19 protein-coding genes and 1 tRNA gene are annotated in these 26779 nt (G+C 56.4%); 8 read left to right on the top strand and 12 right to left on the bottom strand.

The annotated features are described in order from the left end of the window. Positions 1-15: 15 nt before the first annotated feature. The 6 genes from VXK30_RS16580 to yfbR all read right to left on the bottom strand — a co-directional run bounded on the left by VXK30_RS16580 (position 16) and on the right by yfbR (position 5384). A complete protein-coding gene (locus tag VXK30_RS16580) occupies positions 16-885 on the bottom strand; it encodes a PSP1 domain-containing protein (RefSeq protein WP_275714508.1) in 870 nt (289 codons plus the stop codon). Between the two features lie 28 nt (positions 886-913). Further along, complete coding sequence (locus VXK30_RS16575; protein WP_275714505.1) at positions 914-1786, bottom strand: ATP-binding protein; 873 nt, start codon at positions 1784-1786, stop codon at positions 914-916. Next, a complete protein-coding gene (locus VXK30_RS16570) occupies positions 1783-2106 on the bottom strand; it encodes a cyclic-di-AMP receptor (RefSeq protein ID WP_038326145.1) in 324 nt (107 codons plus the stop codon). The genes VXK30_RS16575 and VXK30_RS16570 overlap by 4 nt, the downstream gene beginning before the upstream one ends. Positions 2107-2238: 132 nt before the next feature. Continuing rightward, positions 2239-3522 carry an aminotransferase class I/II-fold pyridoxal phosphate-dependent enzyme gene (locus tag VXK30_RS16565; protein ID WP_275714502.1) on the bottom strand — a complete coding sequence of 428 codons (1284 nt, stop codon included), beginning with the start codon at positions 3520-3522 and terminating at the stop codon, positions 2239-2241. A 110-nt stretch (positions 3523-3632) separates the two neighbouring features. Beyond that, a complete protein-coding gene (locus tag VXK30_RS16560; protein ID WP_329493803.1) occupies positions 3633-4691 on the bottom strand; it encodes an LCP family protein in 1059 nt (352 codons plus the stop codon). 111 nt (positions 4692-4802) lie between these two features. Beyond that, positions 4803-5384 (bottom strand): 5'-deoxynucleotidase, encoded by a 582-nt coding sequence (gene yfbR, locus VXK30_RS16555; protein ID WP_275714498.1) that lies wholly within the window; start codon positions 5382-5384, stop codon positions 4803-4805. A gap of 686 nt (positions 5385-6070) precedes the next feature. Between yfbR and VXK30_RS16550 the strand changes: the two genes are divergently transcribed. Next, the gene (locus VXK30_RS16550; protein WP_275714730.1) at positions 6071-8512 is read left to right on the top strand and encodes a YfhO family protein; all 2442 of its coding nucleotides are present in this window, start codon (positions 6071-6073) and stop codon (positions 8510-8512) included. Positions 8513-8529: 17 nt separating this feature from the next. Continuing rightward, positions 8530-9474, top strand: coding sequence for a glycosyltransferase family 2 protein (locus VXK30_RS16545; RefSeq protein ID WP_275714728.1), 945 nt, complete (start codon positions 8530-8532; stop codon positions 9472-9474). 123 nt (positions 9475-9597) lie between these two features. Here the strand turns inward: VXK30_RS16545 and VXK30_RS16540 are convergent, their stop codons facing one another. Further along, positions 9598-9846: a Smr/MutS family protein gene (locus VXK30_RS16540; protein ID WP_275714496.1), complete on the bottom strand. Its 249-nt coding sequence runs from the start codon at positions 9844-9846 to the stop codon at positions 9598-9600. Positions 9847-10068: 222 nt separating this feature from the next. Here VXK30_RS16540 and VXK30_RS16535 point away from each other — a divergent pair, with 222 nt between their 5' ends. Further along, the gene (locus VXK30_RS16535) at positions 10069-11244 is read left to right on the top strand and encodes a hypothetical protein (protein WP_275714494.1); all 1176 of its coding nucleotides are present in this window, start codon (positions 10069-10071) and stop codon (positions 11242-11244) included. A gap of 386 nt (positions 11245-11630) precedes the next feature. Here VXK30_RS16535 and VXK30_RS16530 read toward each other — a convergent pair whose 3' ends face one another. The 5 genes from VXK30_RS16530 to VXK30_RS16510 all read right to left on the bottom strand — a co-directional run bounded on the left by VXK30_RS16530 (position 11631) and on the right by VXK30_RS16510 (position 19957). Further along, positions 11631-12755 (bottom strand): peptidylprolyl isomerase, encoded by a 1125-nt coding sequence (locus tag VXK30_RS16530; RefSeq protein WP_275714492.1) that lies wholly within the window; start codon positions 12753-12755, stop codon positions 11631-11633. Positions 12756-12949: 194 nt separating this feature from the next. Further along, positions 12950-16405, bottom strand: coding sequence for a transcription-repair coupling factor (gene mfd, locus VXK30_RS16525; RefSeq protein WP_275714491.1), 3456 nt, complete (start codon positions 16403-16405; stop codon positions 12950-12952). A gap of 78 nt (positions 16406-16483) precedes the next feature. Next, a complete protein-coding gene (pth, locus tag VXK30_RS16520; RefSeq protein WP_275714488.1) occupies positions 16484-17095 on the bottom strand; it encodes an aminoacyl-tRNA hydrolase in 612 nt (203 codons plus the stop codon). 831 nt (positions 17096-17926) lie between these two features. Next, on the bottom strand, positions 17927-18883 hold the full coding sequence (locus tag VXK30_RS16515; RefSeq protein ID WP_275714486.1) for a ribose-phosphate diphosphokinase: 957 nt from the start codon (positions 18881-18883) through the stop codon (positions 17927-17929). A gap of 27 nt (positions 18884-18910) precedes the next feature. Then, positions 18911-19957, bottom strand: coding sequence for a sugar phosphate nucleotidyltransferase (locus tag VXK30_RS16510; RefSeq protein WP_275714484.1), 1047 nt, complete (start codon positions 19955-19957; stop codon positions 18911-18913). A 295-nt stretch (positions 19958-20252) separates the two neighbouring features. Between VXK30_RS16510 and ppdK the strand changes: the two genes are divergently transcribed. From ppdK to VXK30_RS16485, 5 genes are all read left to right on the top strand, one after another. Next, entirely contained in the window at positions 20253-22889 is a 2637-nt protein-coding gene (gene ppdK, locus VXK30_RS16505; protein ID WP_275714482.1) for a pyruvate, phosphate dikinase, read from the top strand. 91 nt (positions 22890-22980) lie between these two features. Beyond that, positions 22981-23442 carry a hypothetical protein gene (locus VXK30_RS16500; RefSeq protein ID WP_275714481.1) on the top strand — a complete coding sequence of 154 codons (462 nt, stop codon included), beginning with the start codon at positions 22981-22983 and terminating at the stop codon, positions 23440-23442. A 180-nt stretch (positions 23443-23622) separates the two neighbouring features. Then, positions 23623-23699, top strand: a tRNA-Arg gene (locus tag VXK30_RS16495). A 1193-nt stretch (positions 23700-24892) separates the two neighbouring features. Then, positions 24893-25705: an HAD family hydrolase gene (locus VXK30_RS16490; RefSeq protein WP_275714479.1), complete on the top strand. Its 813-nt coding sequence runs from the start codon at positions 24893-24895 to the stop codon at positions 25703-25705. 63 nt (positions 25706-25768) lie between these two features. After that, on the top strand, positions 25769-26758 hold the full coding sequence (locus VXK30_RS16485; protein ID WP_275714477.1) for a hypothetical protein: 990 nt from the start codon (positions 25769-25771) through the stop codon (positions 26756-26758). The last annotated feature ends 21 nt before the right edge of the window (positions 26759-26779 follow it).

The raw sequence follows: 26779 nt of genomic DNA, 5'->3' as shown, positions 1-26779 counted from the left end.
AGGCAAAAAATAAATTTAATCTTTTTCCAGTTTTTTCAGCTCTTCCAGCTCGCTGCGGTCAATATTGACCTGTCCGCCCTTGATCAGCTTTACCTGGCACACCTTAAAGGTCTGGGGTGCGGCGTCCGGCGCGGAGTCAAGGCGCACCTGCAAAACACCGGTCAGCATGTTCAGGTCGGTAACGGTGCCCTTGCCGGCCGGCGTGGTCACGATGGAGTTTACGCTTGGGGTGGAGCGGATCAGGTCCTGATAGGCCTCCTGCTCGTATTTCAGGCAGCACATCAGGCGCCCGCAGGTGCCGGAAATTTTGACCGGGTTCAGGGAAAGGCCCTGCTCCTTGGCCATCTTGATGGAAACCGGCTGAAACCCGCCCAAAAAGGTCGAGCAGCAGAACGGCCGGCCGCAGATGCCCAGCCCGCCGAGCATTTTCGCCTCGTCGCGCACGCCGATCTGGCGCAGCTCGATTCTGGTGCGGAAAACCGACGCCAGGTCCTTGACCAGCTCGCGGAAATCCACGCGCCCGTCGGCGGTAAAATAAAACAGGATTTTGGTGTTGTCAAAGGTGTATTCCACGTCCACCAGCTTCATTTCCAGCTTGTGGGCCGCTATTTTCTTCAGGCAGATCTGAAAAGCCGTTTTTTCCTTCGCGGCGTTTTCCTCCATCTTTTTCAGGTCGTCCCTGGTGGCGACGCGGATCAGCTTTTTCAGCGGCTGCACAATGCCTTCGTCGCTGATCCGGCGGTTTTCCATCGCGATTTCGCCGCATTCAATTCCGCGGGCGGTTTCCACGATGACCATATCGCCCTGCTTCAGTGTATTCCCGTCGGGGTCAAAATAGTATATCTTGCCTACATTTTTAAAACGAACGCCAATTACTTCGGCCATGGGAACCTCCAATATCATAAAATAGGGACTATCTTCCGGCGCCGGCGCGCAGATTCGCGCACAGAGCCGTTACCAGCAGCGCCGCGTTTGCGTTCAGGTCGAGCGCGCGCTGCGCTTTCTGCACTTCGTCCAGCAGGGAAAGAAGCTTTTCGCGGGTCAGTCCCGCGCCGAGAGCCGCCGCCGCTTCCCTTTGACCGGAAAGGCAGACGTTCCCGCCCGAACGAAGCACCGCTGCGTCGCGCAGAATCAGCCCGAGCTGGGGCAGGACGGCGCGCAGCCTGTCTTTATCTTTTGAAAGATCCGCCGTCAAATACAGCAGGTCCGTTTCGTTTGCGGCGGTGATCGCCGCCGCCAGTTTTTCCATATACGCGGGGTCGGCATCCGTTTCCGCGCGCGCGCCCTCCAGCGAAAAAATCTGCGCGCGCGAGCGCACGGTGGGCAGGAGCGCCGAAGCGCTCACGGCCGTCAGCAGGAACAGCACGTTTTCGGGCGGTTCCTCAAAAACCTTTAACAGGGCGTTTTGGGAGATCTCGCTCATATTCTGTACGCCGTAAAGGGCGTAAACCTTGGTCTGCGCTTCATGGGGCCGGATGTACGCGTCCGAGCGGATCCGGCGGATTGCGTCGATGGGAAAGGCGCGCGGGTTCGCGTCGCCGTCCAGCGTGAGAATATCGGGGTGGGAACCGGCCTGCGCTTTGACGCAGCCCGGACAGCCGCCGCAGGGACGGGTTTCGCCGGAGCACACGGCGGCCTGGGCCAGCATCGCGGCAAGGGCGTTGCGCTCCTGCGCGGGACCTTCCAGAATGATCGCGTGCGCAAGCCGGCCCTCGCCGAACGAGAGCGCAAGCTGCTTTATGATTTCCTCATTGCCGGAAAATCCGCCGATACGAAGACTGGTCATACCTTCTCAAATCGGTCCACGCTTAAAACGAAAATGGTCGACCCGCCGACGGTGACTTCGACGGGAAACGAAGAATACATGCCGACGTCCATGGTTGTCGTGCTCGGGACAAGCTGGGTGCGGCGGCTGCTTTGCTTTGCAATGATGGAGATGACCTGATCGACCTTGTCATCCTCCGTGCCTACGATGAAGGTGGTGTTGCCCGCCATTAAAAAACCGCCGGTCGTTGCAAGCTTGGTAACGGAAAAACCGTCCTTGGTCAGCGCCGCGGAAACCATGCCGCTGTCGTCGTTGCTCACAATCGCAAGTACCAGTTTCATAATGAATCCCTCCACTTTTATCATTCAACGGAAAGAACAGATATCCAAATCTGATTCCAACAGCAATATTCAAAATCCGCGAAAATGTTTTCCGTTTCGCTTTTCCGCTTAATTTGTTTGATTCCTGTTTTATTATTTTAGCACTTTTATTGAAAAAAAGCCATACCCCTGTAAAAACCGGAGAACATCTTTTGTAATTTCCTCCCCGGGCATCACGACGGGGACGCCCGGCGGGCAGGGGCACGCGGCCTGCGCCGCGACTCTGCCCAGCGCGTTTTCCAGCGGAACCGTCTCCGCGGCGGAAAAAACGGCCTCGCGCAGACCGGCTTTTACAGGGGGCAGGGGAGGAAGCTCCGGCGTTACGGGAAGCGGGGACCGCGCCGGAAGCAAATCGATTGCGTCCCTTAGACGGGCGAAATCGCTTTCCGTATTGAACGGAGTCGCAATGAACACCACATGGGCGCCGTCGGCGTACTCCGGCTCCACGCCCGCGCCGCGGAAAATCTCCGCCGCCGCGCTACCCGAAAGGCCGATGGAGGCGGTGTCCAGCGTGATGCGCGTCGGGTCCGACGGGCCCGACGGCAAGGAAAGACCGTGTTCGAGCGCGGCGAGCCTGATTTTCTGAACGCGCTGCTGCAGGGCGGCGTATTCGCCTTTGTGCGCTTCCAGCCACGCGCGTGCCAGATCGAGCGAAGCCATTACCGCGTAGTTGGGGCTGGTGGAGCCGAAAAGCGCCATGGCGTCCTTGGCCCCGTCCGCGAACCGGCTGTCCGCGATATGGAGCCACGCGCCGCCGGTCAGCACATTCAGCGTTTTGTGCGCGGAGCAGGCGGTCATGCTCGCGCCGAGGGCGAGCGGATGGAGCACGGGGTCGGTGAACATCAGGTGCGCGCCGTGCGCGTTGTCCACAAGAAGCGGAATATCCGCCTGTCTGCAGGCCCGCGCGATCGCGGGAATGTCCAGCAACTCCCCGTAGTAGTTGGGGCTGGTGACATAGACGGCCTTTGCGTCCGGATTGCCTTCCACGGCGGAGACGATTTCCCCGGGCGGCGCCCAGACCGGCTGAATGTCCAGCAGCGCCATGGCGTTGACCGCGCTGCGGTGCAGCACCCGGGAGCAGACGACCTTTCCGCCATCCGGCGCGGCGAGCCGGAACATGGCCTGGATGCACAGGGTGCAGCCGCCCGCGGAAATGCAGGTGCGCCCGGCGTGAAACAGCTTTGCGGCCAGACGCTCGGCCTCCAGGATCGGGCCGTCCGCCTCAAACAGGCTGTCCGTGTCCGGCAGCTCCGTAAAATCCAGGGAAAATAGATCCTGCGGCAGAGAGAGGGGGTTGTTTTTATGGCCCGGCGTGTGGAACGAGGCGCGGTTTAAGTCCCTGTGGTTCACAAGCGCGGTATAAAGCGGAGTCGGCATAGACTTTTCTCCTTTAACTGAAAGGCCGCACGGCGCAAGCCGTGCGGCCTCAGGCGGTCGATAAAATCGCGCAACGGCAAAATTGTAAAAACAATTTTGCCGCAGCCTGATTATTTTCCCTGATAGGTTTTGCTCGGCAAATCGTCCTCATAAATAAAATCCGCGACGGTTTTCTGGCATTTTTCAAGGTCGGGCACCAGCACGTCCGCGGGGGAACCGCCGATGGAGACCCGCTGAGAGGTATATTCGTTGTTCGCCGGAATGCGGTTCTGGCTGACGGGATAATTCAGGTAGGTCAGCGCGTTCGTCGCCATATTCAGCACTTCGTTTTTTGTCATATTGGTGGTAACAAGGGGAAGAATATCGTACAGCGCCTGATTGATGGTTCCGAGGTTCGCTGTTTTGAATTTGTTGACGATGCTGGAAAAAACCTTGCGCTGGCGCTCGGTGCGCTCAAAGTCGTCGCCGATGGCACGGATACGGGAATAGTAGAGCGCCTGCTTGCCGCTCAGCAGGAAGGTGCCGGCGGACAGGTTGCGCCGGGGATCGCCGGAGTTCTGGTTGATCAGCTTCGCTTCGCCGGAGGTGATGGTCATGGTCACGCCGCCGAGCTTGTCCACAATTTTGGAGAAGGACGCGTAATCGATCAGTACGAACCGGTCGATATCGGTGCCGAAGTTCGCTTCAATGGTGGAGACGGAAAGCTGCGGGCCGCCCGTTGAATAAGCGACGTTCAGGCGCTGGCTGCCGTGGCCGGGGATCGCGACGTACATGTCACGCATAAAGGAGGTCAGCTTCAGCTTCTTGTGGCGGGAATCGACCGAAACCATCATCATGCTGTCGCTGCGGCCGGGGTCGTTCGGCTGGTAATCGTCCACGCCCATGACCAGAATATTGGTGATGGCGTCGTCGTGGTACAGCCCGCCCAGAACGCCCGCCTGCGCGCTGGTGTCGCCGCTGGCGGTTCCCTCCTGGAAAATCGGGGCGGTTTCCACCTTGGAAACCGGGTCCTCCAGCGGGACAAAATTGATCCTTCCGAGCATCTGGTCGGCATAAACGCAGCCGACGCCGGAAATCAGAAGGACGACACTCAAAAATAAGATCGCTATATTTCGGATGAGAGCTTTTTTACTTTTGCCCTTATTCGGGCTTTTCTTTGTTTTATTCACAACATCAGTCCTCAATCGACATTTTTTAAAGTAATAACCGCTATATTATAACCCCTTGCGGAAAAAGAATAATTTTTTAAAAGAACAATTTTGTAAACAGAATATGGAAGTTCAGTCCTGTTCATCCAGTGTCAGAGCGTAAGAGGGCAGGAATTCCGCGACGAAGCAGTCGGCCTCCGGCAGGTGGAGATCGCTTACGGTCCGGCGCAGGGAGGCTTCCGCCTTGGTAAATTCGGAATTGCCCATCCCTTTTTCCTCCATGCATTTGATGACGGCGGAAAGCTTGTCTGCGGCTTTGACAAGCGGCAGAAGTTCCCGGTCGCCCTCCTGCGCCGCGGTGAAGACGGATTCGTAGCTTGGCCTCAGATCGTCCGGCAGAAGGCTGAGAAGCTTTTCCTGCGCGACGGTTTCGACCTCGCGGTAGGCGGAGCGGAGGTTCGGGTTGAAGTATTTGACCGGCGTGGGCAGGTCGCCGGTGATGATTTCCGCCGCGTCATGGTAGAGCGCAAGCAGAGCCGCGCGCTCCGGGCTGACATGGCCGCCGAAGCGCGTATTGCGCAGCACGGCCAGCGCGTGGGCGATGACCGCGGTTTCAAAGCTGTGTTCGCTCAGGGTCTCGCTGCGGGTGTTGCGCATCAGCCCCCAGCGGCAGATGTATTTCATGCGCGACAGCATCGCATAAAAATGAAACATTGTATTTTCCCCTTTATTTTTTATATTTTACAGACCATGCGGTCGGCAGTCGCCTGCGGTGGCGCTCTCAGACAGTTGTATGTTGAATCGACGGCAGATGCTCCCGGGGGACTCCTTCCGTCGCACCAAGCGCGGACCATGCGGTCGGCACGCGCCTACGGCGGCGCTCTCAGACAGTTGTATGTTGAATCGGTTTTAGAGGACCCCGAAACAAATCCCTCTAAGAGGGAGGCGGGGGTTCGACCTTTTTAGGCTCCCCCAAGGAGAGGGCCAAGTCCTGCCTTCCCGTATCCTTCGTCAATGAAAACCAAAACGGTATCGTGCCACACAAAGGTACTTTGGGGATACCCCGGGGGTGCAGGGGGATTTTATGGAACCCTCTCGCCGGGAATTAAAAATCCCCCTGCGCGTACTTTGCCTACTTTCGTACAAGAACCGAAAGTAGGGGCCTGCCCGGCCTGAGGGCAGAGCTGACGATCAACTCCCACTTGCGGTAATGCGGACCATGCGGTCGGCACGCACCTACGGCGTATTCGACGTCCTTCTTTACGACATTATAACCAATATAATAACAAACGGTAAATATTGCAAGAAACAGTCCTGTAATTTTTAAATTCGCTTTGTTCAGACAAAACCGTGTGATATAATATGTTAATCAGGAATATGGGGGCGACGGTTTGACAGGTGTGCTGACCCGCAAAGGGAGACAAAATTATTATTGGAAGGCCCTGCTTTACGGCATGGGAATAGCTTTTCTCTTTTTCATACCTTTTATTATTTTTGATAACGGTTATTTTTTGTTTTACGGCGACTTCAACGTACAGCAGGTTCCGTTTTACCAGATGTGCCACGACGCGGTGCGCAGCGGCAATATCGGCTGGAGCTGGACGACCGACCTGGGCGCCAATTTTATCGGCTCCTATTCGTTTTACCTGCTGGGCAGCCCGTTTTTCTGGCTGACCATCCCGTTTCCCAGCTGGATGGTGCCGCACCTGATGGGCCCGCTGCTGATCCTGAAATTCGGCTGCGCTTCCCTGACGGGCTTTCTCTATCTGAAAAGGTACGTCAAAAATCCGGATTACGCGGTCATCGGCGGAATGCTGTACGCGTTTTCGGGCTTTTCGGTCTACAATATCTTTTTCAACCACTTTCATGAGGCGATTATCTTTTTCCCGGTGATGCTCTGGGCGCTGGACGAATATATCTACACCCGGCGGCGCGGAATCTTCGCGGTGACGGTGTTCGCCTGCTGCTTTGTCAATTACTATTTCTTTGTGGGACAGGTTGTTTTCACACTGCTTTACGGGTTTACCCGTCTTTTGACCGGCAACTGGAAAATCACGCTCAGGGATTTCCTGCTGATTATCTGCGAGGCCGTGATCGGCGTCCTGTGCGCCGCCGTCCTGCTGGTGCCGACCATCCTGGCGGTGATCCAGAACCCGCGGGTGGACAACCCGCCCGAGGGCTGGAACGCGCTGCTCTACGACTGGAACCAGCGCTATGTCCACATTTTAGAATGCTTCTTCTTCCCGCCGGATATTCCGGCCCGGCCCAACTTCACCCCGAAGTCGGAAGCAAAGTGGGCTTCGCTCGGCGCGTGGCTGCCGCTGTTCAGCATGACCGGGGTCATCGGCTTTTTGCGCATGCACAGGGAGCACTGGCTGAAAAAGCTGCTGGGGATCCTGTTCCTGATGGCTTTTATTCCGATCCTGAATTCCGCGTTCCAGCTTTTCAACGCGTCGTATTACGCGCGCTGGTTCTATATGCTGACCCTGATGATGAGCCTTGCGACGGTGATCTCGCTCGAGAGGGAGTGCATCGACTGGAAAAGTTCCATCAAGTGGACGACCGGCATCACGCTGGGAATCGCGCTGCCCATCGGGCTGATGGTGACCACGACGCAGCAGGACGGGCAAAAGGTGACTTCCTTCGGACTGGAGGATTACCCCACCCGTTTCTGGACGTATGTGGCGATCGCGCTTTTAAGCCTGACCCTGCTGACGATTCTCTTTAAATGGTACCGCCGCGACAAAGAACTGTTTATCCGTCGCTGTATGGGCGGGGTGGCCCTGATTTCCGTTCTGTATTCGCTGTTTTTCATCGCGCTGGGGAAAACCCAGAGCGACGACGCCCACCGGGAGCTGATTCCCTATTCTCTCAACGGAGGGAAAGACATCCGGCTGCCCGACACCAAAAACTGCCGTATCGACGTTTACGACGGCATGGACAATCAGGCCATGTACTGGCAGATTCCGACGATCCAGGCGTTCCACAGCATCGTGCCGGGTTCCATTATGGATTTCTACCCGTCCATCGGCGTTCAGCGCGACGTGGGTTCGCGGCCGGAGGCCAAGTATTACGGCCTGCGCGGGCTGACCAGCTGCCGGTGGCTGTTTGACTCGGTACAGAGCGGCAAGAATTTCGCGGGGGACGAGGGTGGGGATACCCCGGCGATGCCCGGCTGGACGTTCTACGCGGCGCAGAACGGCTTCAATATTTACGAGAACGACTATTATATCCCCATGGGGTTCAGTTACGATTCCTATATTACCCGCGCGGAATACGAGCAGGTGGACAAGGAAAGCCGGCATCTGCTTCTGCTGAAAACGCTGGTGCTGGAAAACGACGACGTGCAGAAGTACGCCGGGATTCTTCCCCATGACGACGATTTCCTGTCCGGCGAATTCACGCAGAGCGCCTATTTTGAGGACTGCCTGAACCGGAAGTCGGAAGCCTGTTCCTCTTTTGAGCGGGACAACAGCGGCTTTACCGCAAAAATGACCGCGGACAAGGAACGGCTCGTATTTTTCAGCGTTCCCTGGGAAGGCGGCTGGAGCGCGCAGGTCAACGGCAAACCGGCGGAAATCGCCAAGGTAAACGTCGGGTTCATGGCGGTGAAGGTGCCGGCCGGGGAGTCGGTCGTCCGCTTTGACTACGCGACGCCGGGCCTGAAGCTGGGCGCGGCGGTATCCGCGGGCGGCGCGGCGCTGTATCTGGTATTTTATCTTGTAACCCGGGCGTATGACAAAAGGAAGCCGCGCAAGCGGAAAACGTACCGGATCAAATACGAAGAGCTCCCGGCGGAAGGGCAGACACCACCGCCCGAAGCGCCGGAAACCACACAATGACGACCTTATCGGAGGGAATTATGCCTACTGTATATTTGGTGATACCCTGCTATAACGAGGAAGAGGTTTTGCCGGAAACGGTGAAACGGCTGACAATCAAAATGAATTCCATGATCAAGGCCGGGCGCGCCGACGGAAAAAGCCGGATGCTCCTTGTGGACGACGGCAGCCGCGACCGCACCTGGGAGCTGATCAGCGGGTACTGCGAAGAAAATACGCTGGTCAGCGGGATCAAGCTCGCGCACAACCGTGGCCACCAGAACGCGCTTCTGGCGGGGCTGATGACCGCGAAGGAGTACTGCGACTGCGCAATCAGCCTGGACGCCGACCTGCAGGACGACATTGAGGTGCTGGACCAGTTTGTGGACAAGTTTACCGACGGCTGCGACGTGGTCTACGGAGTGCGCAACAAGCGCGAGACGGACACGACTTTTAAGCGCACCACCGCGCAGGGCTTTTATAAATTCATGAAGGTGCTCGGGGTGGACGTCGTCTATAACCACGCGGATTACCGGCTGATGAGCCGCCGCGCGCTGGACGCGCTGAGCGAATACAAAGAGGTCAACCTGTTCCTGCGCGGGATCGTGCCGCTTATCGGCTACCGCAGCGACTACGTGTACTACGACCGGAACGAGCGCTTTGCGGGCGAGTCGAAGTATCCGCTGAAAAAAATGCTTTCTTTCGCACTGGACGGCATCACGTCCTTCAGCGTAAAGCCGCTGAAAATGATCTCCACCCTGGGGATCGTCCTGTCCCTGCTGAGCATTCTGGGACTGATCTACGCGCTGGTTTCGTATTTTATGGGCCTTGCGGTCGCGGGCTGGACGGCGATCGTCTGTTCCATCTGGCTGCTCGGCGGCATCCAGCTGCTGTGTCTTGGCGTGGTGGGCGGCTACGTCGGCAAGATCTACAGCGAAGTCAAGGCAAGGCCGCGTTTCCGGATCGAGGAATTTAAAAAATAGCCCGGATTTTACGGAAAAAGGAAGATTTTGGCCGGTAAAAAAATTGCCCCGGAAAGGAACCGGTAATATTACCCGGGAAATTTTCAGGATATCAGAAAGCGGACAGGGTTTCCTGCCCGCTTGTTATTTTAGAAGGATGCGCGTTTCCCCGGGGTTCAGGCTGATGAGCTTGGCCGAAATGCGCGGATGCTTGAGCTGCTTGCGCACCATGTCGCGCAGCACCTGGCCGCTGTTGTAGCCGTGAATGACGCGGATTTCCGAAATGCTTTTGTCCGCGCGGGTCAAAAGCTGCTCCAGGCCGCGTTTGGCCTCGCCGGCGGTCATGCCGTGAATATCCACTTCCAGTACGCTGCCGTGTTTTGTCTGACGCATTGCTTTCCCAACCCGCTTTTCTTATGGAATCGTCTTTATGGCTATTATACCACAGCTGCGGCGCGCTGTTGTGGCGTATTTGTAAATTGGCGAACGGGTATCCTCATCGCGTGCGATTATGATCCCATCAATCTGAAAAAAAGGAAGCGTCCGGAAAGTCAAAAACAGGGATGGACGATCGGGCCCTTTATGCTATAATAAAGAGAACGGGAGGGATTCGGAGTGAAGGTTGTCGATCTGAGAAACGTCTTTGCAAGCTGTAACGACGTGCTGATTGAAATCAGCGATCATTTCATTTATTATGCAGAAGAGAAGAGAGAGGAAGGCCACAACAACCTCTTTATTCTGGAATATAACCGCGTCACGCGCCGTGAGCGGATCATCGCGAACTATTTTCTGAGCAATCCGGCTTTTGTACAGCATTTCTTCAGCTTTCCGGAAGACATCATCGTCGTGATGGAAAGCGGGGAAAGCGATGCCTGGATTTTACGGATCGACAAGCGCACGGGCGCGGAAAGGAACATGGCCACGCTGAACTTTATCGGCGGGTTTTCGGACTGCACCGCTCTGGATGAAAGCCACCTGATGATTTATACCAAAGAGAACGCGCGGCACCGGGCGCTGTTTGAGGACTACAAAAAGCTGACCGGTTTTGAAAAAGTGGCGTATCTTTACGATATTGACGATGAAAAGTACTATTACGTGCGCGACCCGCGCGTCTGTACCGCGGACAGCGCCGGGCTTATCACCTACGAGGCGGACGGGCAGAGACAGCTTCTGGTTTTGCAGCCGCACGGCGACGAGGCGGAAAAGGAGCATTGCTACCGGAACATGCGCTGGCTGGGCGACAATATCAACGACAACGTCTGGCTTTGCCCGCTGTTCGACTTTATTGTCGCCGTCAAGACCGGGGAGGAGCGCGCCCCGCTGGAGCTGATCCTGAGCGCGGGGACCCCGGGGCTGGTGCGTTTTGCGGGAATGGACGGCGGCAGCCTGTATTTCCGGGTCAAGTATTTTCCGACCGGCGACCAGAGAATCTGTGCTTACGACAAGACGACGGGAAAAAAGTCGATTGTGGCGGAGCTGAATCTGAAGGAGGACGAGGCCCCCGCCATGTTCAGCATCGACGGCAACGGCGCGCGGGTCTACCGGATTACGGAGGAAGAGGACGGTTACCGGGTGGACGGCGTGCTGAATTCCGAAATCCACACGCGGTACAGCAAGGAGCTGGGGGAGTTTTTCGCCTGTGTGGACGACCGGTTTATCCTGGCCCGCTATGTTCTTGCGGACGACAGGGATTCCTTTGAGTTCAATTCGGTATTTGACGTGCAGACGGGGACCCAGAAAAGCTATGAGTGCAGCTGCGCCGTACAGGGCGGCACCGTGGTGCTGTACTGACGGGCGAACTCCTTGCCTCCCTCTTTGAGGGAGGTGTCGCGCTTGGCGCGACGGAAGGAGTCTCCCCGGGAGTTCCTCTTTTGATTCAATAGATAACTATCTGCGAGCATCGCCGCAAGTAAGAGTTGATCGTCAGCTTCGCCCTCAGGCCGGGCGGGCCCCTACTTTCGCTCTTGTCCGAAAGTAGGCAAAGGACGCGCAGGGGGATTTTGAATTCCCGGCGGGAGGGTTCCATAAAATCCCCCTGCACCCCCGGGGTATCCCCAAAATGTCTCTATGTGGCACGGTACCTTCATGGTTTTCATTGACGGTAAAGACGGTAGATATAGAAAAGAAAAGGGCGAGGACAGAAGCTTCTGTCTGCGCCCTTGATTTGTTTTAGCTGTTTATTTGGACGATGCGGCGCTTGCCGCTGAGGCGGCCGCCGAAGAGGCCGGGGCGGAAGAAGTTGCCGCTGCGGAGGAAGTCTTGGTCTCAAACATGGAAGGCTTATAAGAATCGATCGCCTTCTGGTTCAGGGTAACGTTGGTGTACGCCGCCGCTTCCTTTTCGATTTCGTCGGAGTATTCCTGACCTTTCAGCTGGGCCAGAATGGAGTTGCGGGTGCTTTCGGTACCGAGCTGCCCGGTGGTTTTCTTGGTGACGTCGTTCTTCATCGCGACCATATAGGTGCCGGAGATTTCCGCCGCCTTGACCTCGCCCGGCTTCATGGAAGAGAAGAGGGAAATGAAATCCGTCGGGAAACCGGAGTTGCTGTCCAGAATTTCAGTGCCGGACTGAAGCTGGTCGGTCGTCTGTTTGGAAGAGGTTTTATAGGCGTCGGCAGCCTGCTGCATGGTCATTTTTCCGGCCTTGATGTCCGCCGCGTAGCCGTTGAACTCTTTTTCCAGCGCGGCCTGTTCGGCTTCCGTGATCATCACCGTGCTGCCGTTGGCGTCGGTGCTGTAAAGCGGCTTGAGGAAATAGGAATAGTCGGTGTAGTTCTTCTCAAAATAGGCTTTCAGGTCGGCGTCGGAAACTTCCTTTTTGCCGCCCTTGCCGTAGAGAGCCGTAAACACCTTCTGGTATTTGGTGTAATAGTCCGAATACGCGAGATTGAACGAATTCTTTGAGATGCCGTATTTTTCAAGGGTGGAGCTTGCCTGCGCCCACTGGGAATCCGTGCTGGAGCTGATGGACTTCGTCTCGTCCGCGGTCAGGGAAAGGCCGAGCTCCTTCATTTTATCGTTCATCACAAAGAGCATCTTTGTGGAATTCAGCGCTTTTTCCTTTATATAGGCTTCCGCGTCCTTGCCGTCGATCTTCTGTTCCAGAAGCGGCTTCGACGTGTCCGTCGCCAGGGATTGCGCATTCTGGTAAGCATAATACAGATTATAGATATATACTCCGATAGGAGCGGTCAGGCTGTCGTTTTTCATCGCCCAGCTTTTGTCGCTTTTACACGCGGTCATGCCCGCTATCATGGCGACGGCCAGCACTGCGGCGACCACCTTTTTCGACTTCTTTAACATAACTACCTCCATGCGCTTGTGCGCAGCCAAATTTGAACAGGTGCCGGGCCTCGTCTGTCAACAAGACCTGATTCAAGTTTCACCAGATTATTATACTCTTATCCGTCCGGCTTGTCCAGTACGCCGCCCGGCGATTTTGTGAAGGTTGTGTGAAACCTTGGTGGAAAACCGGTGAGTTTTTGCGCGGTATGACGTTATTCCCGGATCGTGTTGAGGATTTCGGTCAGGGTGTCCAGCGGGGTGGCGCCCGGAAGGATTTTGACGCTGATGTACGGTTTCGCTCCGGCGTTCAGCATCACGCGGGAACGTATGGAGGAAATGAGGGAACCGACCTGCTTCATGTCGATGTTTGTCTTATAAAGGAGCAGAACGTCGTTCTGCTGCTTGATCTCATAAATGCCCAGCTGGGAGGCGAGGTTGCGCAGGAGCGCGACCTCGATCAGGCCGTTCACGCTCTCCGGCGGGTCGCCGAAGCGGTCGATCAGCTCGTCGGTCACGTCGAGCGCGTCCTCGCGGGTGCGGATGTCCGCGATGCGGCGGTAAATCTCCAGCCGCTGGCTGAGGTTGGAAATGTAGCTTTCCGGGATATGGGCCTGAATCTGCATATCCACCAGGCATTCCCGGTCGTACTCGGGCGGGGCTTCGCCCTTCTCGCGGCTGATCGCCTCCGCCAGCAGGTGCAGGTACATGTCGTAGCCGACGGCTTCCATATGGCCGTGCTGCTCGCCGCCCAGAATGTTCCCGGCGCCGCGGATTTCAAGGTCGCGCATGGCGATTTTGAAGCCGGAGCCGAATTCCGTGAACTCGCGGATGGCGGAAAGCCGCTTCTGGGCGATTTCCGTCAGCACCTTGTTGGGCGTAAAGGTCAGGTAAGCGTAGGCGCGGCGGCTGGACCGCCCCACGCGGCCCCGGATCTGATGAAGCTGGGAAAGGCCCATCCGGTCCGCGTTTTCAATAATCAGCGTGTTGGCGTTGGGCACGTCCACGCCGGTTTCAATAATCGTCGTGCAGACGAGCACGTCGATTTCGTGCTCGATCAGGCGCCGCCAGACCTCGGAAAGCTCCTGCTCGTTCATCTTGCCGTGACCGAAGCCGATGCGCGCCTCCGGAATCTGCGCCTGCAGGCGGGCGGCGGTGCGCTCAATGGTGGCGACGTCGTTGTGCAGGTAGTAAACCTGCCCGCCGCGCCGCAGCTCGCGCCGGATGGCTTCGCTGATCAGGCCGCCGTCGTGCTCCAGCACGTAGGTCTGCACCGGGTGGCGGTCGTGCGGCGCCTCCTCGATCAGGCTCATGTCGCGGATGCCGGAGAGCGCCATGTTCAGCGTGCGCGGGATCGGCGTGGCCGAAAGGGTGAGGACGTCCACATTTTTGCACAGCGCCTTGAGCTTTTCCTTCTGCGCGACGCCGAAGCGCTGTTCCTCGTCGATGATGACCAGTCCCAGATCGCGGAATTTCACGTCCTTGGAAACAAGGCGGTGCGTGCCGACCACCATGTCGATCTCCCCGCGCTTCAAACGCCGCAGGATTTCCTCCTGCTGCTTCGGCGTGCGGAAGCGGGAAAGCAGCTCGATCCGGACCGGGAAGCCCTCCATGCGCTTGGTGATGGTCTGGAAGTGCTGCCACGCGAGGATGGTGGTGGGTACGAGCATGGCGCACTGCTTGGAGTCCGTAACGCACTTGAACGCGGCGCGCAGGGCGACCTCCGTTTTCCCGAAGCCCACGTCTCCGCACAGAAGCCGGTCCATGGGGGCTTCCCGCTCCATATCGCTCTTGATCTCGTCGATACAGCGGAGCTGGGCCTCCGTTTCGTCGTATTCAAAATGCGCTTCAAAATCGCGCTGCCACTCGTTGTCCTGCGGGAAGGCGTGTCCCTTCGCCTGCATGCGTTCGGCGTAGAGCTTCATCAGCTCCTTCGCCATATCCTTGACCGCCGCGCGGACCCTCGCCTTGGCCTTCTGCCATTCCGCGCCGCCCAGGCGGTGCAGCTTGACGGTCGCGTCCTCGCGCGGGCCGATGTATTTGGAAACCATGTCCAGCTGGGTCACAGGGACGTACAGGGTGTCGTTTTTGGCGTACCGCAGCTTGATATAATCCTTGACGATGCCGTGCATGTCGAGCTTGTGGATGCCCTCGAACACGCCGATACCGTGGGACGCGTGCACCACGTAGTCGCCGGGGGTCAGCTCCGCAAGGCTGTAGATTTCCTGGCTGTTCTTGCTGCGCCTGGCCTTTTTGGCGGGCGCGGTGATCAGGCGGCCGTGGGTGATCAGGCCGAAAAACGCGCCGGGGTATTCCAGCCCGGCGGAAAGCGCCCCGGTGGTGACTACAACGGTCCCGCGCTGGACGGTTTCCGGGTTTTCCACGTAACCAGCGGGCAGCCCGGCCGCCTGCAGGTCGGCGGCGGTGGTCCGCGCGCTGCGCTCGCTCCCGGCAAGCACCACACAGGCCCATCTGGTCGCCATCATGTTCTGCACGTCTTCGCTCAGAAGCTGGGTGCTGCCGCCCCAGACGGAAAGCTGCCGCGCGGTCATCCCGATCAGGGTGCGCACCGGCGTTTCGTAGCTGCCGCGCACAAAGGTGTCCAGATAGACCGCCCCACGCCGCTCGCACAGATCGAGCGCGTACGGCCAGTCCCCGCTGAAGGTATCCAGCCCGCGGCAGAGCGTGCCCTCCTGCAGAAGGTCCTTGACGTCCTCGCCCCACTGCCACAGCGTGCTGCGCATCCGCTCCTTGGACTTGACAGGCTCGCTGACGAACAGCAGGGTGCCGGGCTCCATATAGTCGAACAGGGTCGCCGTGGCGCCGTACAGCAGGGAGATATATTTATCCGCGCATCCGATGCGGACGCCGTTTTTTAGCTTTTCCGCCTGCTCCGTCAGAACGGTTTTGGCGGCGGGCGCCGTCTTTCCGCGCAGGGTGGACGCGTGTTTCATGATCTTGTCCGCAAGCAGCCCCGGGTTTTCGATCAGCGCTTCCACCGCGGGGGCGATGACGAGCTGCTCCGCGGTTTCCGTGCGGCGCTGGGTTTCGAGGTCGAACAGGGAAATCGTGTCGATTTCGTCGCCCCAGAACTCCACGCGCGCCGGGCTGGGCGCGTCCGGGGTGAAGATGTCCAGGATGCCGCCGCGTTGGGAGAACTGGCCCGTGCCGTCCACCTGGACGGCGCGCTCATACCCGCAGGCGGTCAGGGCGGCAAGCACCCGCTCCATGGAGACGGTATCGCCCGCCTTCAGCGTGACGGTGCGTTTTTTCAGCTCGGCGGGGGGGATGGTGTACTGGAGCGCCGCGTCCATACAGCAGACGACCGCGTCGCACGCGCCGTTCAGCGTCTGCTCCAGCACCTGTAGGCGCTGATGCTCGTACTCGTGGCTGCTGCCCGCGGTGTCGCGGAAATTGAAGTCGCGCACGGGGTAAAACAGCGGCCTCATGCCCATGGCGGCAAGGTCGTCGCACAGGCGCTGGGCCTCGTTTTCGTCGCCGGCAACAACAAAAGCCCTGCGTTTTGATTTTACGCAGAGCGAGTAAATGATATTTGCTTTATGGATTCCGGAAAGCCCGGTGACCGCCGCCGGCAGCGCAGAGGTTTTGACGGCGGCTTCAAGCTCCTGAAACTCCTTGAGGCCGCTGATGGCGTTGGTGAGAAATTTCATGAAATCTCCCTTATTCTGAAGGAATCGGAAAATCGTGCTTTTCCATTCTCTTCCTTGCTTCTCTATTATATGCGTTCGTTATGAATTATATTTGTTCATCGCTTCGGCGGCGTCTCCCCGAACCATCAGCTCCACGGAGGAGCTGGCGTGGTCGATCGCCTCGTACAGCGCCTTTCTGTCCGCTTCCGTCAATTTGGAAAGCACCCAGTCGGCAAGATCCCACTGGGGGTTCGGCTTTGCGCCCGTGCCGAGCTTGATGCGCGGGAAGCGGTCGCTCCCGCTCAGGTAGATGATGTTTTTCATGCCGTTCTGGCCGCCGTCGCTGCCCTTCATGCGGATGCGCATGCGGCCCGGCTCCAGCGAAACGTCGTCGAAAAGGACGATCACCTTTTCCGGGGGCAGCTTGTAAAAGGCCATGGCCTCGGTGACGCTCTGCCCGCTCAGGTTCATATAGGTGGAGGGCTTGAGCAGAAGAACTTTTTTCCCGCCGATCACGGCGGTGCCGGTCAGCCCCTTGAACCGGACGCGGTCGACCCGCGCCCCGGCCTTCTCCGCAATATAGTCCAGCGCCATAAAGCCCGCGTTGTGGCGCGTGCCCTCGTATTTGCCGCCGGGGTTGCCCAGACCGGCGACAATGTATTCGACCGGGCCGGCCGGCTCGGCGCTTCTTGCAAAGATGTTTTTAAACATGTTCCGTAACCTCGATCTGATATTTGGACCTGTCGGTCGGCAGGCGCCTACGGCGAGGCTTCCAATTAGCTTACATTAAATCGGGAGTGGATTGCTCCGAGACTCCCTCCGGCGCGCAGGGCGCGCCACCTCCCTCACAGAGGGAGGCGGGGGCTTGGCCTCTTTTGGCTCCCTCTTTGAGGGAGCTGGCAGGCGCGGCCTGACTGAGGGAGTTTAATCCCAGTTGCCGTACCTCCCGTCAATGAAAACCGCGAAGGTGATGTGCCACATAAAGACACTTTGGGGATACCTGGGGGTGCAGGGGGATTTTATGGAGGACTCCCGCCGGGAATTCAAAATCCCCCTGCGCGTACTTTGCCTACTTTCGTACAAGAACCGAAAGTAGGGGCCCGCCCGGCCTGAGGGCAGAACTAACGATTAGAAAAAAGAATACGGAGACGTGAGATATTTCCGAGAAAACTCCCTTCGTCGCGCCGGGCGCGGACCATGCGGTCGGCACTCGCCTACGGCGGCGCTCTCAGACAGTTGCATGTTGAATCGGTCTTGGAGCACTCCGAAACAAATCCCTCAAAGGGGGAGGTGGGGTTCGGCCCCTTCCCCGAGGGGACTCAGGCGCAGCCTGACTGAGGGAGTTCACCTAATAGAAACCCGACTGAAAAAGATTATAACTCGGCCCCGATTTTTGAAGGGGCCGCCACTTGGTGGGGGAGTTTAACATATGCCGGGGGAGGCCGTCCCTCCCTCCGGTGCCCCGCCCGATTCGGAACAGGGGGAAAGCAATGCGGCGGGACAGATTGCTCTGCCCCACCCGATATTGCGTTTTTTTATTTATCAGACAAACATGGGGGAAACGGGCTTGTCTTCGTAAATCCTCTCGATTGCCTCCGCGAACAGCGGGGCGACGGGCAGAATCGTAAAGTTGTCCAGATGCTTTTCGGGAGCGAGGGGGATGGTGTCGAGCAGGACGAGCTCCTTGATGGGGCTTTCCTGAATGCGCTCGATGGCCGGGCCGGAAAGGACCGCGTGGGTCGCGCAGGCGTTGACTTCCTTCGCGCCCTTGTCCATGATGGCGCTGGCCGCGTTGCAGAGGGTCCCGGCGGTGTCGATCATATCGTCGACGAGCACGACCTTTTTGCCCTTTACGTCGCCGATGATGTTCATGACCTCGCACACGTTGGCCTTCTGGCGGCGCTTGTCCACAATCGCGAGCGGGCAGCCGATGCGGGCGGCGAAATTGCGCGCGCGGGTAACGGAGCCCAAGTCGGGGGATACGATCACGTAATCGTCGGTTTCGTCGCCGATGCGCTCTTTCAGGAAAGAGGAGAGAATCGGCGCGCCGAGAAGATGATCCACGGGGATATTGAAGAAGCCCTGAATCTGGGGTGCGTGAAGATCCATGGTCAGCACGCGGTCTGCGCCGGCGGTGGTGATCAGATCGGCGCAGAGCTTTGCCGAAATCGGGTCGCGGGCTTTTGCCTTGCGGTCCTGACGGGCGTAGCCGAAGTACGGCATGACGGCGGTGATGCGCGCCGCGGAAGCGCGTTTCATCGCGTCGACCATAATGAGCAGCTCCATCAGGTTGTTGTTGACCGGGGCGCAGGTCGACTGGACAATGAAGCAGTCGGAACCGCGGACCGATTCAAAAAGAGATAGGGAAATTTCACCGTCGCTGAAGGTGGAAACCTCGCTCTTGCCCATCGGAAGGCCCAGACACTCCGAAATCTGTTTTGCTACGCGCTGGCTGGCGTTGGCAGCAAAAATTTTGATATCCTTGCCATGAAAGTTCATTTGCATATCCCCCTGTATTCTGTTGACTCAAACTATATTCTGGTTAATAACCGAAAAAGGCGCAACGGCCTTGTTTGATGGAATCACGCTGTTTTCGCACTGCACGGAAATCAGCTGCACGCCGTCCCCCACCCGGCAGTCCGATAAAAAAGAATGCGGCCCCACAGTGCAGTTGCAGCCGATGACGGTTGCTCCGCGCAAAATGGTGCCGGGTAAGATACAGGTATCGCTGCCGATGACCACGTCCGGGCCGATCATCACGCCGTCGCGGCACGGAATTTCCACTCCGTTGCGCATATGGCGGGCGAGAATTTCGTCGCGGGCGACGGAGTTCAGCGCGTTGAGCTGCAGGCAGTCGTTCGCACCCAGCACGGCGTTTGCGTCGCCGGTGGTATGGGCTCCGGCGTTTTTGCCGTTTTCGATCAGCAGTTTGACCGCGTCGGTCAGATAATATTCACCCTGCGCATTGTTGTTCCGGATTTTGGAAAGAATATCCAGAAGGTCGTCTACGCGGAACCAGTATGCGCCGGAGTTGATTTCACAGATGGAAAGGGTCGCGAAGTCCGCGTCCTTCTGCTCCACAATCGCGCTGATCAGGTGGGTTTCCGGGTCGCGCACAATGCGGCCGTACCCGGTGGGGTCGTCCAGAACGGCGGAAATGACGGTAACCGCGTTGCCGTTCTCAACGTGGTCCTTCAGCGCTTCGCCGATCACGGAGGAACCGACAAACGGCGCGTCTCCATTTAAAATCAGGACATTTTCCCCGCGGTGGCCGCGCAGAAAGCTCTCGGCCATCATGACGGCGTGGCCGGTGCCCTTGCGCTCGGGCTGAAGGACGTGGGAAATCGGGGCAAAGGCGCCGCTTTCGTTCAGAAGGGAAAGGTACCGCTCGACCTCCTCATGCATATAGCCGGTGACTACACAGATACCGGAAACTCCCGCGCCGTGCGCGGAATCAATCACCCATTGCAGCATCGGCTTGAAAAGCACCGGTGAAAGCACTTTGGGGCGGTTGGACTTCATCCGTTTCCCCTCGCCGGCGGCAAGAATTACTGCACAGCATTCCTCTGGCATGTTGTTTCCTCCGTGATTATCTATAGCATTCGCGTTTGAGCATAAAAATACATTTTAGGTTATCTCTATTATCTCATAAGAATCAGAATTTTCAAGATATAAATCAACTTTTGAAGAGGATTTGTGAAAGATACTCTGTTTTTACAAAAATTAATTTGAAATATCGGGCGGTTTTATAAAAAAACATATAGTAATTTCCAACTCTTTTTGCTATAATACGTTTTGAGCGACTATTTACAAAATTACAAATTAATATAGCTCGTCAAAACAAACAATTTAATAGGAGGTACTGTTAATGAGCCACAAGTACGTTTACCTTTTCTCCGAGGGCAATGGCAAAATGAGAGAGCTTCTCGGAGGCAAAGGCGCCAACTTAGCCGAGATGACCGTTCTCGGCATGCCTGTTCCGCAGGGCTTTACGATTTCCACCGAAGCCTGTACGCAATACTATAAGGACGGCCGCGAAATCAACGCCGATATTCAGGCTGAAATTTATGAATACCTTGCAAAAATGGAAAAGATCTGCGGCAAAAAGTTCGCCGACCCGGAAAACCCGCTGCTGGTCTCCGTGCGTTCCGGCGCCCGCGCTTCCATGCCGGGTATGATGGACACCATCCTGAACCTTGGCCTGAACGACACCGTTGTGGAAGGGCTTGCAAAGATCACAAACAGCCCGCGCTTTGCTTACGACTCTTACCGCCGCTTTGTACAGATGTTCTCCGACGTTGTTATGGAGCTTTCCAAAACAGAGTTTGAGAAGATCATCGACGCCCAGAAAGCGAAAAAGGGCGTAAAGCAGGACGTAGAGCTGGACGCGGACGACATGAAAGAGCTCGTTCAGAAGTTCAAGGCTTTCTATAAGGAGCAGAAGGGCGAAGAGTTCCCAACCGACCCGAAGGTTCAGCTGATGGAAGCCGTCAAGGCCGTATTCCGTTCCTGGGACAACCCCCGCGCGAACGTATACCGCCGCATGAACGAAATCCCCTACGACTGGGGCACCGCGGTAAACGTACAGGCCATGGTGTTCGGCAACTCCGGAGACAAGTCCGGCACGGGCGTTGCGTTTACCCGCAACCCGGCTACGGGCGAAAAGGCTCTCTTTGGCGAGTACCTCATTAACGCACAGGGCGAAGACGTTGTCGCCGGTATCCGTACCCCGCAGCCGATCAGCCACCTCCAGCAGGAAATGCCGGCAGTTTACGACCAGTTCGCAGAGATTGCAAACAACCTTGAAAAACATTATACAGACATGCAGGACATGGAGTTCACCATTGAAAACGGCAAGCTCTACATGCTCCAGACCAGAAACGGCAAGAGAACGGCGGCGGCCGCTCTGAAAGTAGCCGTCGACCTGGTGGACGAAGGCATGATCACCGAAGAAGAGGCCGTCCTGAGAGTGGAACCGAAGCAGCTTGACGCGCTGCTCCACCCGCAGTTCGACGCAGCCGCCATTAAAAAGGCAAAGGCAATCGGCAAGGGCCTTGCGGCTTCCCCGGGCGCTGCCTGCGGCAGAGTCGTATTCTCCGCGGAGGACGCGAAGGAATGGCACGATAGGGGCGAGAAGATCGTTCTTGTCCGTCTGGAGACCTCTCCGGAAGACATCGAAGGCATGGCGGTCGCACAGGGCATCCTCACCGTACGCGGCGGCATGACCTCCCACGCGGCGGTTGTTGCGCGCGGCATGGGTACCTGCTGTGTATCCGGCTGCGGCGAAATCGTTGTCGATTATGACGCAAAGCAATTTACCCTCGCGGGCCAGACCGTGAAAGAGGGCGACTATATTTCCATCGACGGTTCCACCGGCAATATCTACGCACAAGCGATTCCGACTGCCGCCGCCAAAATTTCCGGCGACTTCGACCGCTTCATGAAGTGGGCCGACGCTGCCCGTAAGCTGGAAGTTTACACCAACGCCGACACGCCGAAGGACGCAAAGCAGGGCCGTGATTTCGGCGCGCAGGGCATCGGCCTCTGCCGTACCGAGCACATGTTCTTTGAAGGTCAGCGTATTAAGGCAATGCGTGAAATGATCGTTGCCAAGACCACCGAAGAGCGCGAAAAGGCGCTTGTCAAGCTCACTCCGTTCCAGCAGGGCGACTTTGAGGGCATCTACGAAGTGATGGAAGGCCGTCCGGTCATCATCCGCTTCCTCGATCCGCCGCTCCACGAGTTCCTGCCGACCAAGGAAGAGGACATCAAGGAAATCGCCGGCGAGCTGAACATTACCGTCGCGGACCTGAAGAACGTCATTGCGAGCCTGCACGAGTTCAACCCGATGATGGGCCACCGCGGCTGCCGTCTTGCCGTTTCCTATCCGGAAATCGCCAGAATGCAGACGACGGCCGTCATCAACGCCGCTATCGCGGTCAACAGGAAGCATCCTGAGTTCAAAACCGAGCCGCGCATCATGATTCCGCTGGTGGGCGAGCAGAAAGAGCTCAAGTTTGTAAAGGATATCGTTACGGAGACCGCCGATAAAATCATCAAGGAAGCCGGCGTATCCCTCAGATACGAGGTCGGCACCATGATCGAGATTCCGCGCGCCGCTTTGACCGCGGACGACATTGCCAAGGAAGCGGAGTTCTTCAGCTTCGGCACCAACGACCTGACCCAGATGACCTTTGGTTTCAGCCGTGACGACGCCGGCAAGTTCCTGAACTACTACTATGAGAACAAGATTTATGAGTCCGATCCGTTTGCCCACCTTGACCAGAACGGCGTAGGCAAGCTGGTGAAGATGGCGGTCGAGCTTGGCCGCAAGACCAGACCCGAGATCCACCTCGGCATCTGCGGCGAGCACGGCGGCGACCCGACTTCCGTCGAGTTCTGCCACAATGTCGGCCTGAACTACGTATCCTGCTCACCGTTCCGCGTGCCGATCGCACGTCTGGCTGCCGCGCAGGCCGCTGTAAAGGAAAAGAGAGCAAAATAAATTTCCGCACGCTTTGACAGACATTCCCCATGCTCTCAGGAGCATGGGGAATTGTATTCAAGGGATATATACCGGAAGGAGGCGGGTACGGTTGAACAAGAGGCAGATTAAAATCATGGTGACCCTGCTGCAGCTTTTTTTGATCGGGGCGCTGTTTTTGCCGGCGGGGACCATTGTCGGGGATGCCGCCGCAGGAGACACTTCGCTGAGTGTTTTTCAGATGATTAACCGCTACGCGGGCATGGGCTTTTCCGACGACGCGCTTTTCTATATGGTGATGGCTTGCGTGTTCCCGGCCGCGATTATTATTTGTATGAGGGTGCTGAAGGAAAGAAAAAATTTCGGCGCTTCCGTGGTGCTCTGCGCGCTGTACGCGACGGCGTCGGCCTGTTTTTACAGCGCGGCAAAAAGGAAAATGGTGGATTACGCGACCATGACCTGGCTGCCGTATATCATTATTCTGATTTCCCTGACCTCCATGATGCTGCTGATCTTCGGTTTTTTCCAGGCGGCGCAGGACGGAGACGGGAGGGAATCCCCCAAAAAGGAGTAATTGACAAAGGCGCCGTGATATCCTATAATATAAAAGTTGTATGCGATTTCCGCTGAAAGAGAGCCGTTTGGAGGATGCCCGCGGAAACCCGCCTTACAGCTTTATTTGTCTCCGTAGCTCAGCTTAGATAGAGCGTTCGCCTCCTAAGGCGAACTCCGAACGGTACACAAAATTGAATATGCGCCTGTAGCTCAGCTGGATAGAGCACCGCCCTCCTAAGGCGGGGGTCATGGGTTCAAATCCCCTCAGGCGTGCCATCAAACCCAGTCCGGACAAGGGTTTCCGGCCTGAATGCTTACTCACAAGTCATGTTGTGGGTAAGCATTTTTTTATATTCTGGGAACTCGTACAGCTAAGGAAATTAAGTCGCTGTGAAGTCGATTTCGGGCTGAAAAACAGCTCAGCTAAGGTTTTTTTTGGAGATTAAACTGTTTTTAGCTAAGCAAACTGATTACTTGACGGAGGCCAACAGTTTGGCGAGCAAGTCCGGGTTGTCCTGAATGATACGGAGCAGCGCTTCTGTATCCTGTGATGGCTTTTCGTCTCCAGTCTTCAGGTAGTCGTCTTCCATTTGGTTTACGATGTCAACCTGATCCTCATCATAGGCTCGCTGGCCTCAGCGCAAGCCATGGCCTGCCCGACGCGATTCTTTTTGGGGACGGGGAAATCGGCATTGCCTTTGCAAAAGCGTTTGCGGCCTCTGCCAACAAAATTTCGCGGCAAAAGAATGGAAAGCTTCTGGATATCCAATCGCCGGCAAGGCTGGTCGAACGATAAATCTGTGAGGATATATTATAGGCTTGGCTCTGACATATCATTCTCGCATTGATGGCAGTTGAATCAATGGCTCAAATAGTGGATAGGTCCATATCAAATTCAACAACTCCATGGGATCAACTTTGAAAGTCTCGCAATCCATCTCTTTTTGAGATTATTTATTATATTGTTACGTTCCGATTGACGGTCTCGTTTCGGCCATATGCGCTGTGTTTTTATAGAGAAATTTGATCCAAGAAACCAGGTTTCCTTTTAATAGAAACGAATGGAACGGAAACTGTTTGCGCGGTAGTCTATACGAACTCCGAATTTGTCTGCTTCTGGGACCAAAATCTGTAAAGATATTTGAAATGGACAAAATTACGCCTTTTCGGATGAATTTCTCTATACAGATATTATTGGAAAAATATAATATATAAATAGATAAAAAGAAAATTTTAAGCATATTGTAAAATATTCAGACCAAATAGAGATGCGAAAAAGCCTTCTTTTATTTACAAAAAATCCCTTTGAAAAAGATTATGGAATATCCAATTTAGAAACAAATTAATTACTATCTGTGTCAAACTTTTAGTAGACAGCCTGAAATATTCTTTTCCAAATCAATGAATGAGGCTTTTCCTAAAGCTGCGGCACGAGGTGAAGAAGAGGTTGAAACAATATGGAGAGCAGTATGGAACCAAAACTTGAAATCGTCCGCCTGTGGGACAAAAATCGCTTTTCGATTCGCTATGCATTGTTTGACTTTGATGGAACAGTCAGTCTGATCCGAGAGGGCTGGCAAGATATTATGATTCCTTATTTCTGTGAGGTTCTCCGCAGTACCGCCACGCCCGAAAGCGAGGAGGCCATCAGGAAAATTGCGCTCGATTTTGTCACGGATCTCACGGGGAAGCAGACGATTTTTCAGTGCATTAAGCTGAATGAGGAGGTCGTGAAACGTGGTGGTCCGAAGCGCGAGCCTATTGTCTACAAGAAGGAGTATCTGCGCCGCCTTGAACTGCGAATAGCTAAGCGAAAGGAGCGGCTTGCCGCGGGGGAAGCGGATCCGGAGGAGTGGCTTGTCCCCGGGGTCGGTCCGTTCCTGAAGCTTCTGCGGTCGAACGGCATCAAATGCTATCTGGCAAGCGGGACGGATGAAGAGGACGTTCTGTACGAGGCGAAGCTTCTGGGACTTCAAGGAGTGTTTGACGGGGGGATCCACGGTGCCCACGACGCAATGGTGGAATGTTCAAAAGAGCTGGTCATTAATGCTATGTTGAACCGTGAACATATTCGTCCTGACGAACTTATTTCGTTCGGGGATGGCTTTGTGGAGGTGGAACTCGTTGCAAAACACGGTGGACTTGCCGTCGGCGTGGCGACGGAGGAGAGCAAGCGCCGGGGCGTCAACCAGTGGAAACGCAGCCGCCTGATCGCGGCCGGAGCGCGCGTCATCATACCGGATTTTCGGGACACCGAGGGGATATACGGAATTATACGGTAGGATTGGACGAGTTGGGCACTCGGCCCGCGGGACATTCGAATATTTATGGGGGGAGAGATATCAATGCCATTTGCACAGTTTGATCGTTCTCAACTGAACCTTTTGCCACTGGACCGGCGCGTCCATGATGTGAATCTGTCGGAGGTGCTGAAGAATGTTGACGACAGAATCCCGGAGTTCGATCATCCGGCGCTGCCGGTGCTGGCGGAAGCCGTCGTCAGAGCCCGCCGCAATCACGATGCCACCGTTTTAATAATGTACGGCGCACATGTCATCCGCACCGGCAATGCCATGTTTATGATCGAGCTGATGAAGAGGGGGCTCGTGACGCACTTTGCGACGAACGGAGCGGGCTCCATACACGATTTCGAACTGGCTATGATCGGCCATACCTGCGAGAGCGTGGCCCGATACGTCAGCGAGGGCCAGTTCGGCCTGTGGAAGGAAACGGGGCTGATAAACGACGCGGTCCGCGCGGGAGCAAAAGAGGGCATCGGGTGGGGAGAAGCCGTAGGAAAATATATTTGGGAAAATCGTTTTCCAAACCGTGAAAAAAGTGTGCTTGCAATGGGGTATCACCTCCATGTGCCGTGTACCGTGCATATTGGTATCGGAAACGACATCATCCATGAGCACCCCAACTGCGACGGGGCGGCCATGGGCTTCTGTTCCTATACTGATTTTCTGATTTATGCCCAAAGCGTCACAAAACTGGAAAACGGGGTGTTCCTGAACTTCGGATCGGCGGTGGCCGGACCGGAAGTTTACCTGAAGGCCCTGGCGATGGCGCGGAATGTCGCCCGTCAGCGTGGCGAAAAAATCGTTCATTTCGATACGGCGGTGTTCGACCTGATGCCGATCGAGGAAAGCGACGATTATGCCGTCACCCCGCCCAAAAGCGACCCGCGCTACTATTTCCGCCCTTGGAAGACCATTCTGGCACGCACTGTGGCCGATGGCGGCCGCAGCTTTTATGTGCGTGGGGAGCACCAGAAGACGCTGCCCAATCTTGCAAGGCAGATTCTGACACTGGATGACATGCGTGCCAAATAAGTATGATAGAGGAGGTTGGTT

The sequence above is a fragment of the Caproiciproducens sp. CPB-2 genome (genome assembly GCF_036287215.1).
Taxonomy (GTDB): domain Bacteria; phylum Bacillota; class Clostridia; order Oscillospirales; family Acutalibacteraceae; genus Caproiciproducens.
The sequence above is the reverse complement of the archived record's forward strand: the minus strand, read 5'-3'. Positions and strand labels throughout refer to the sequence as shown.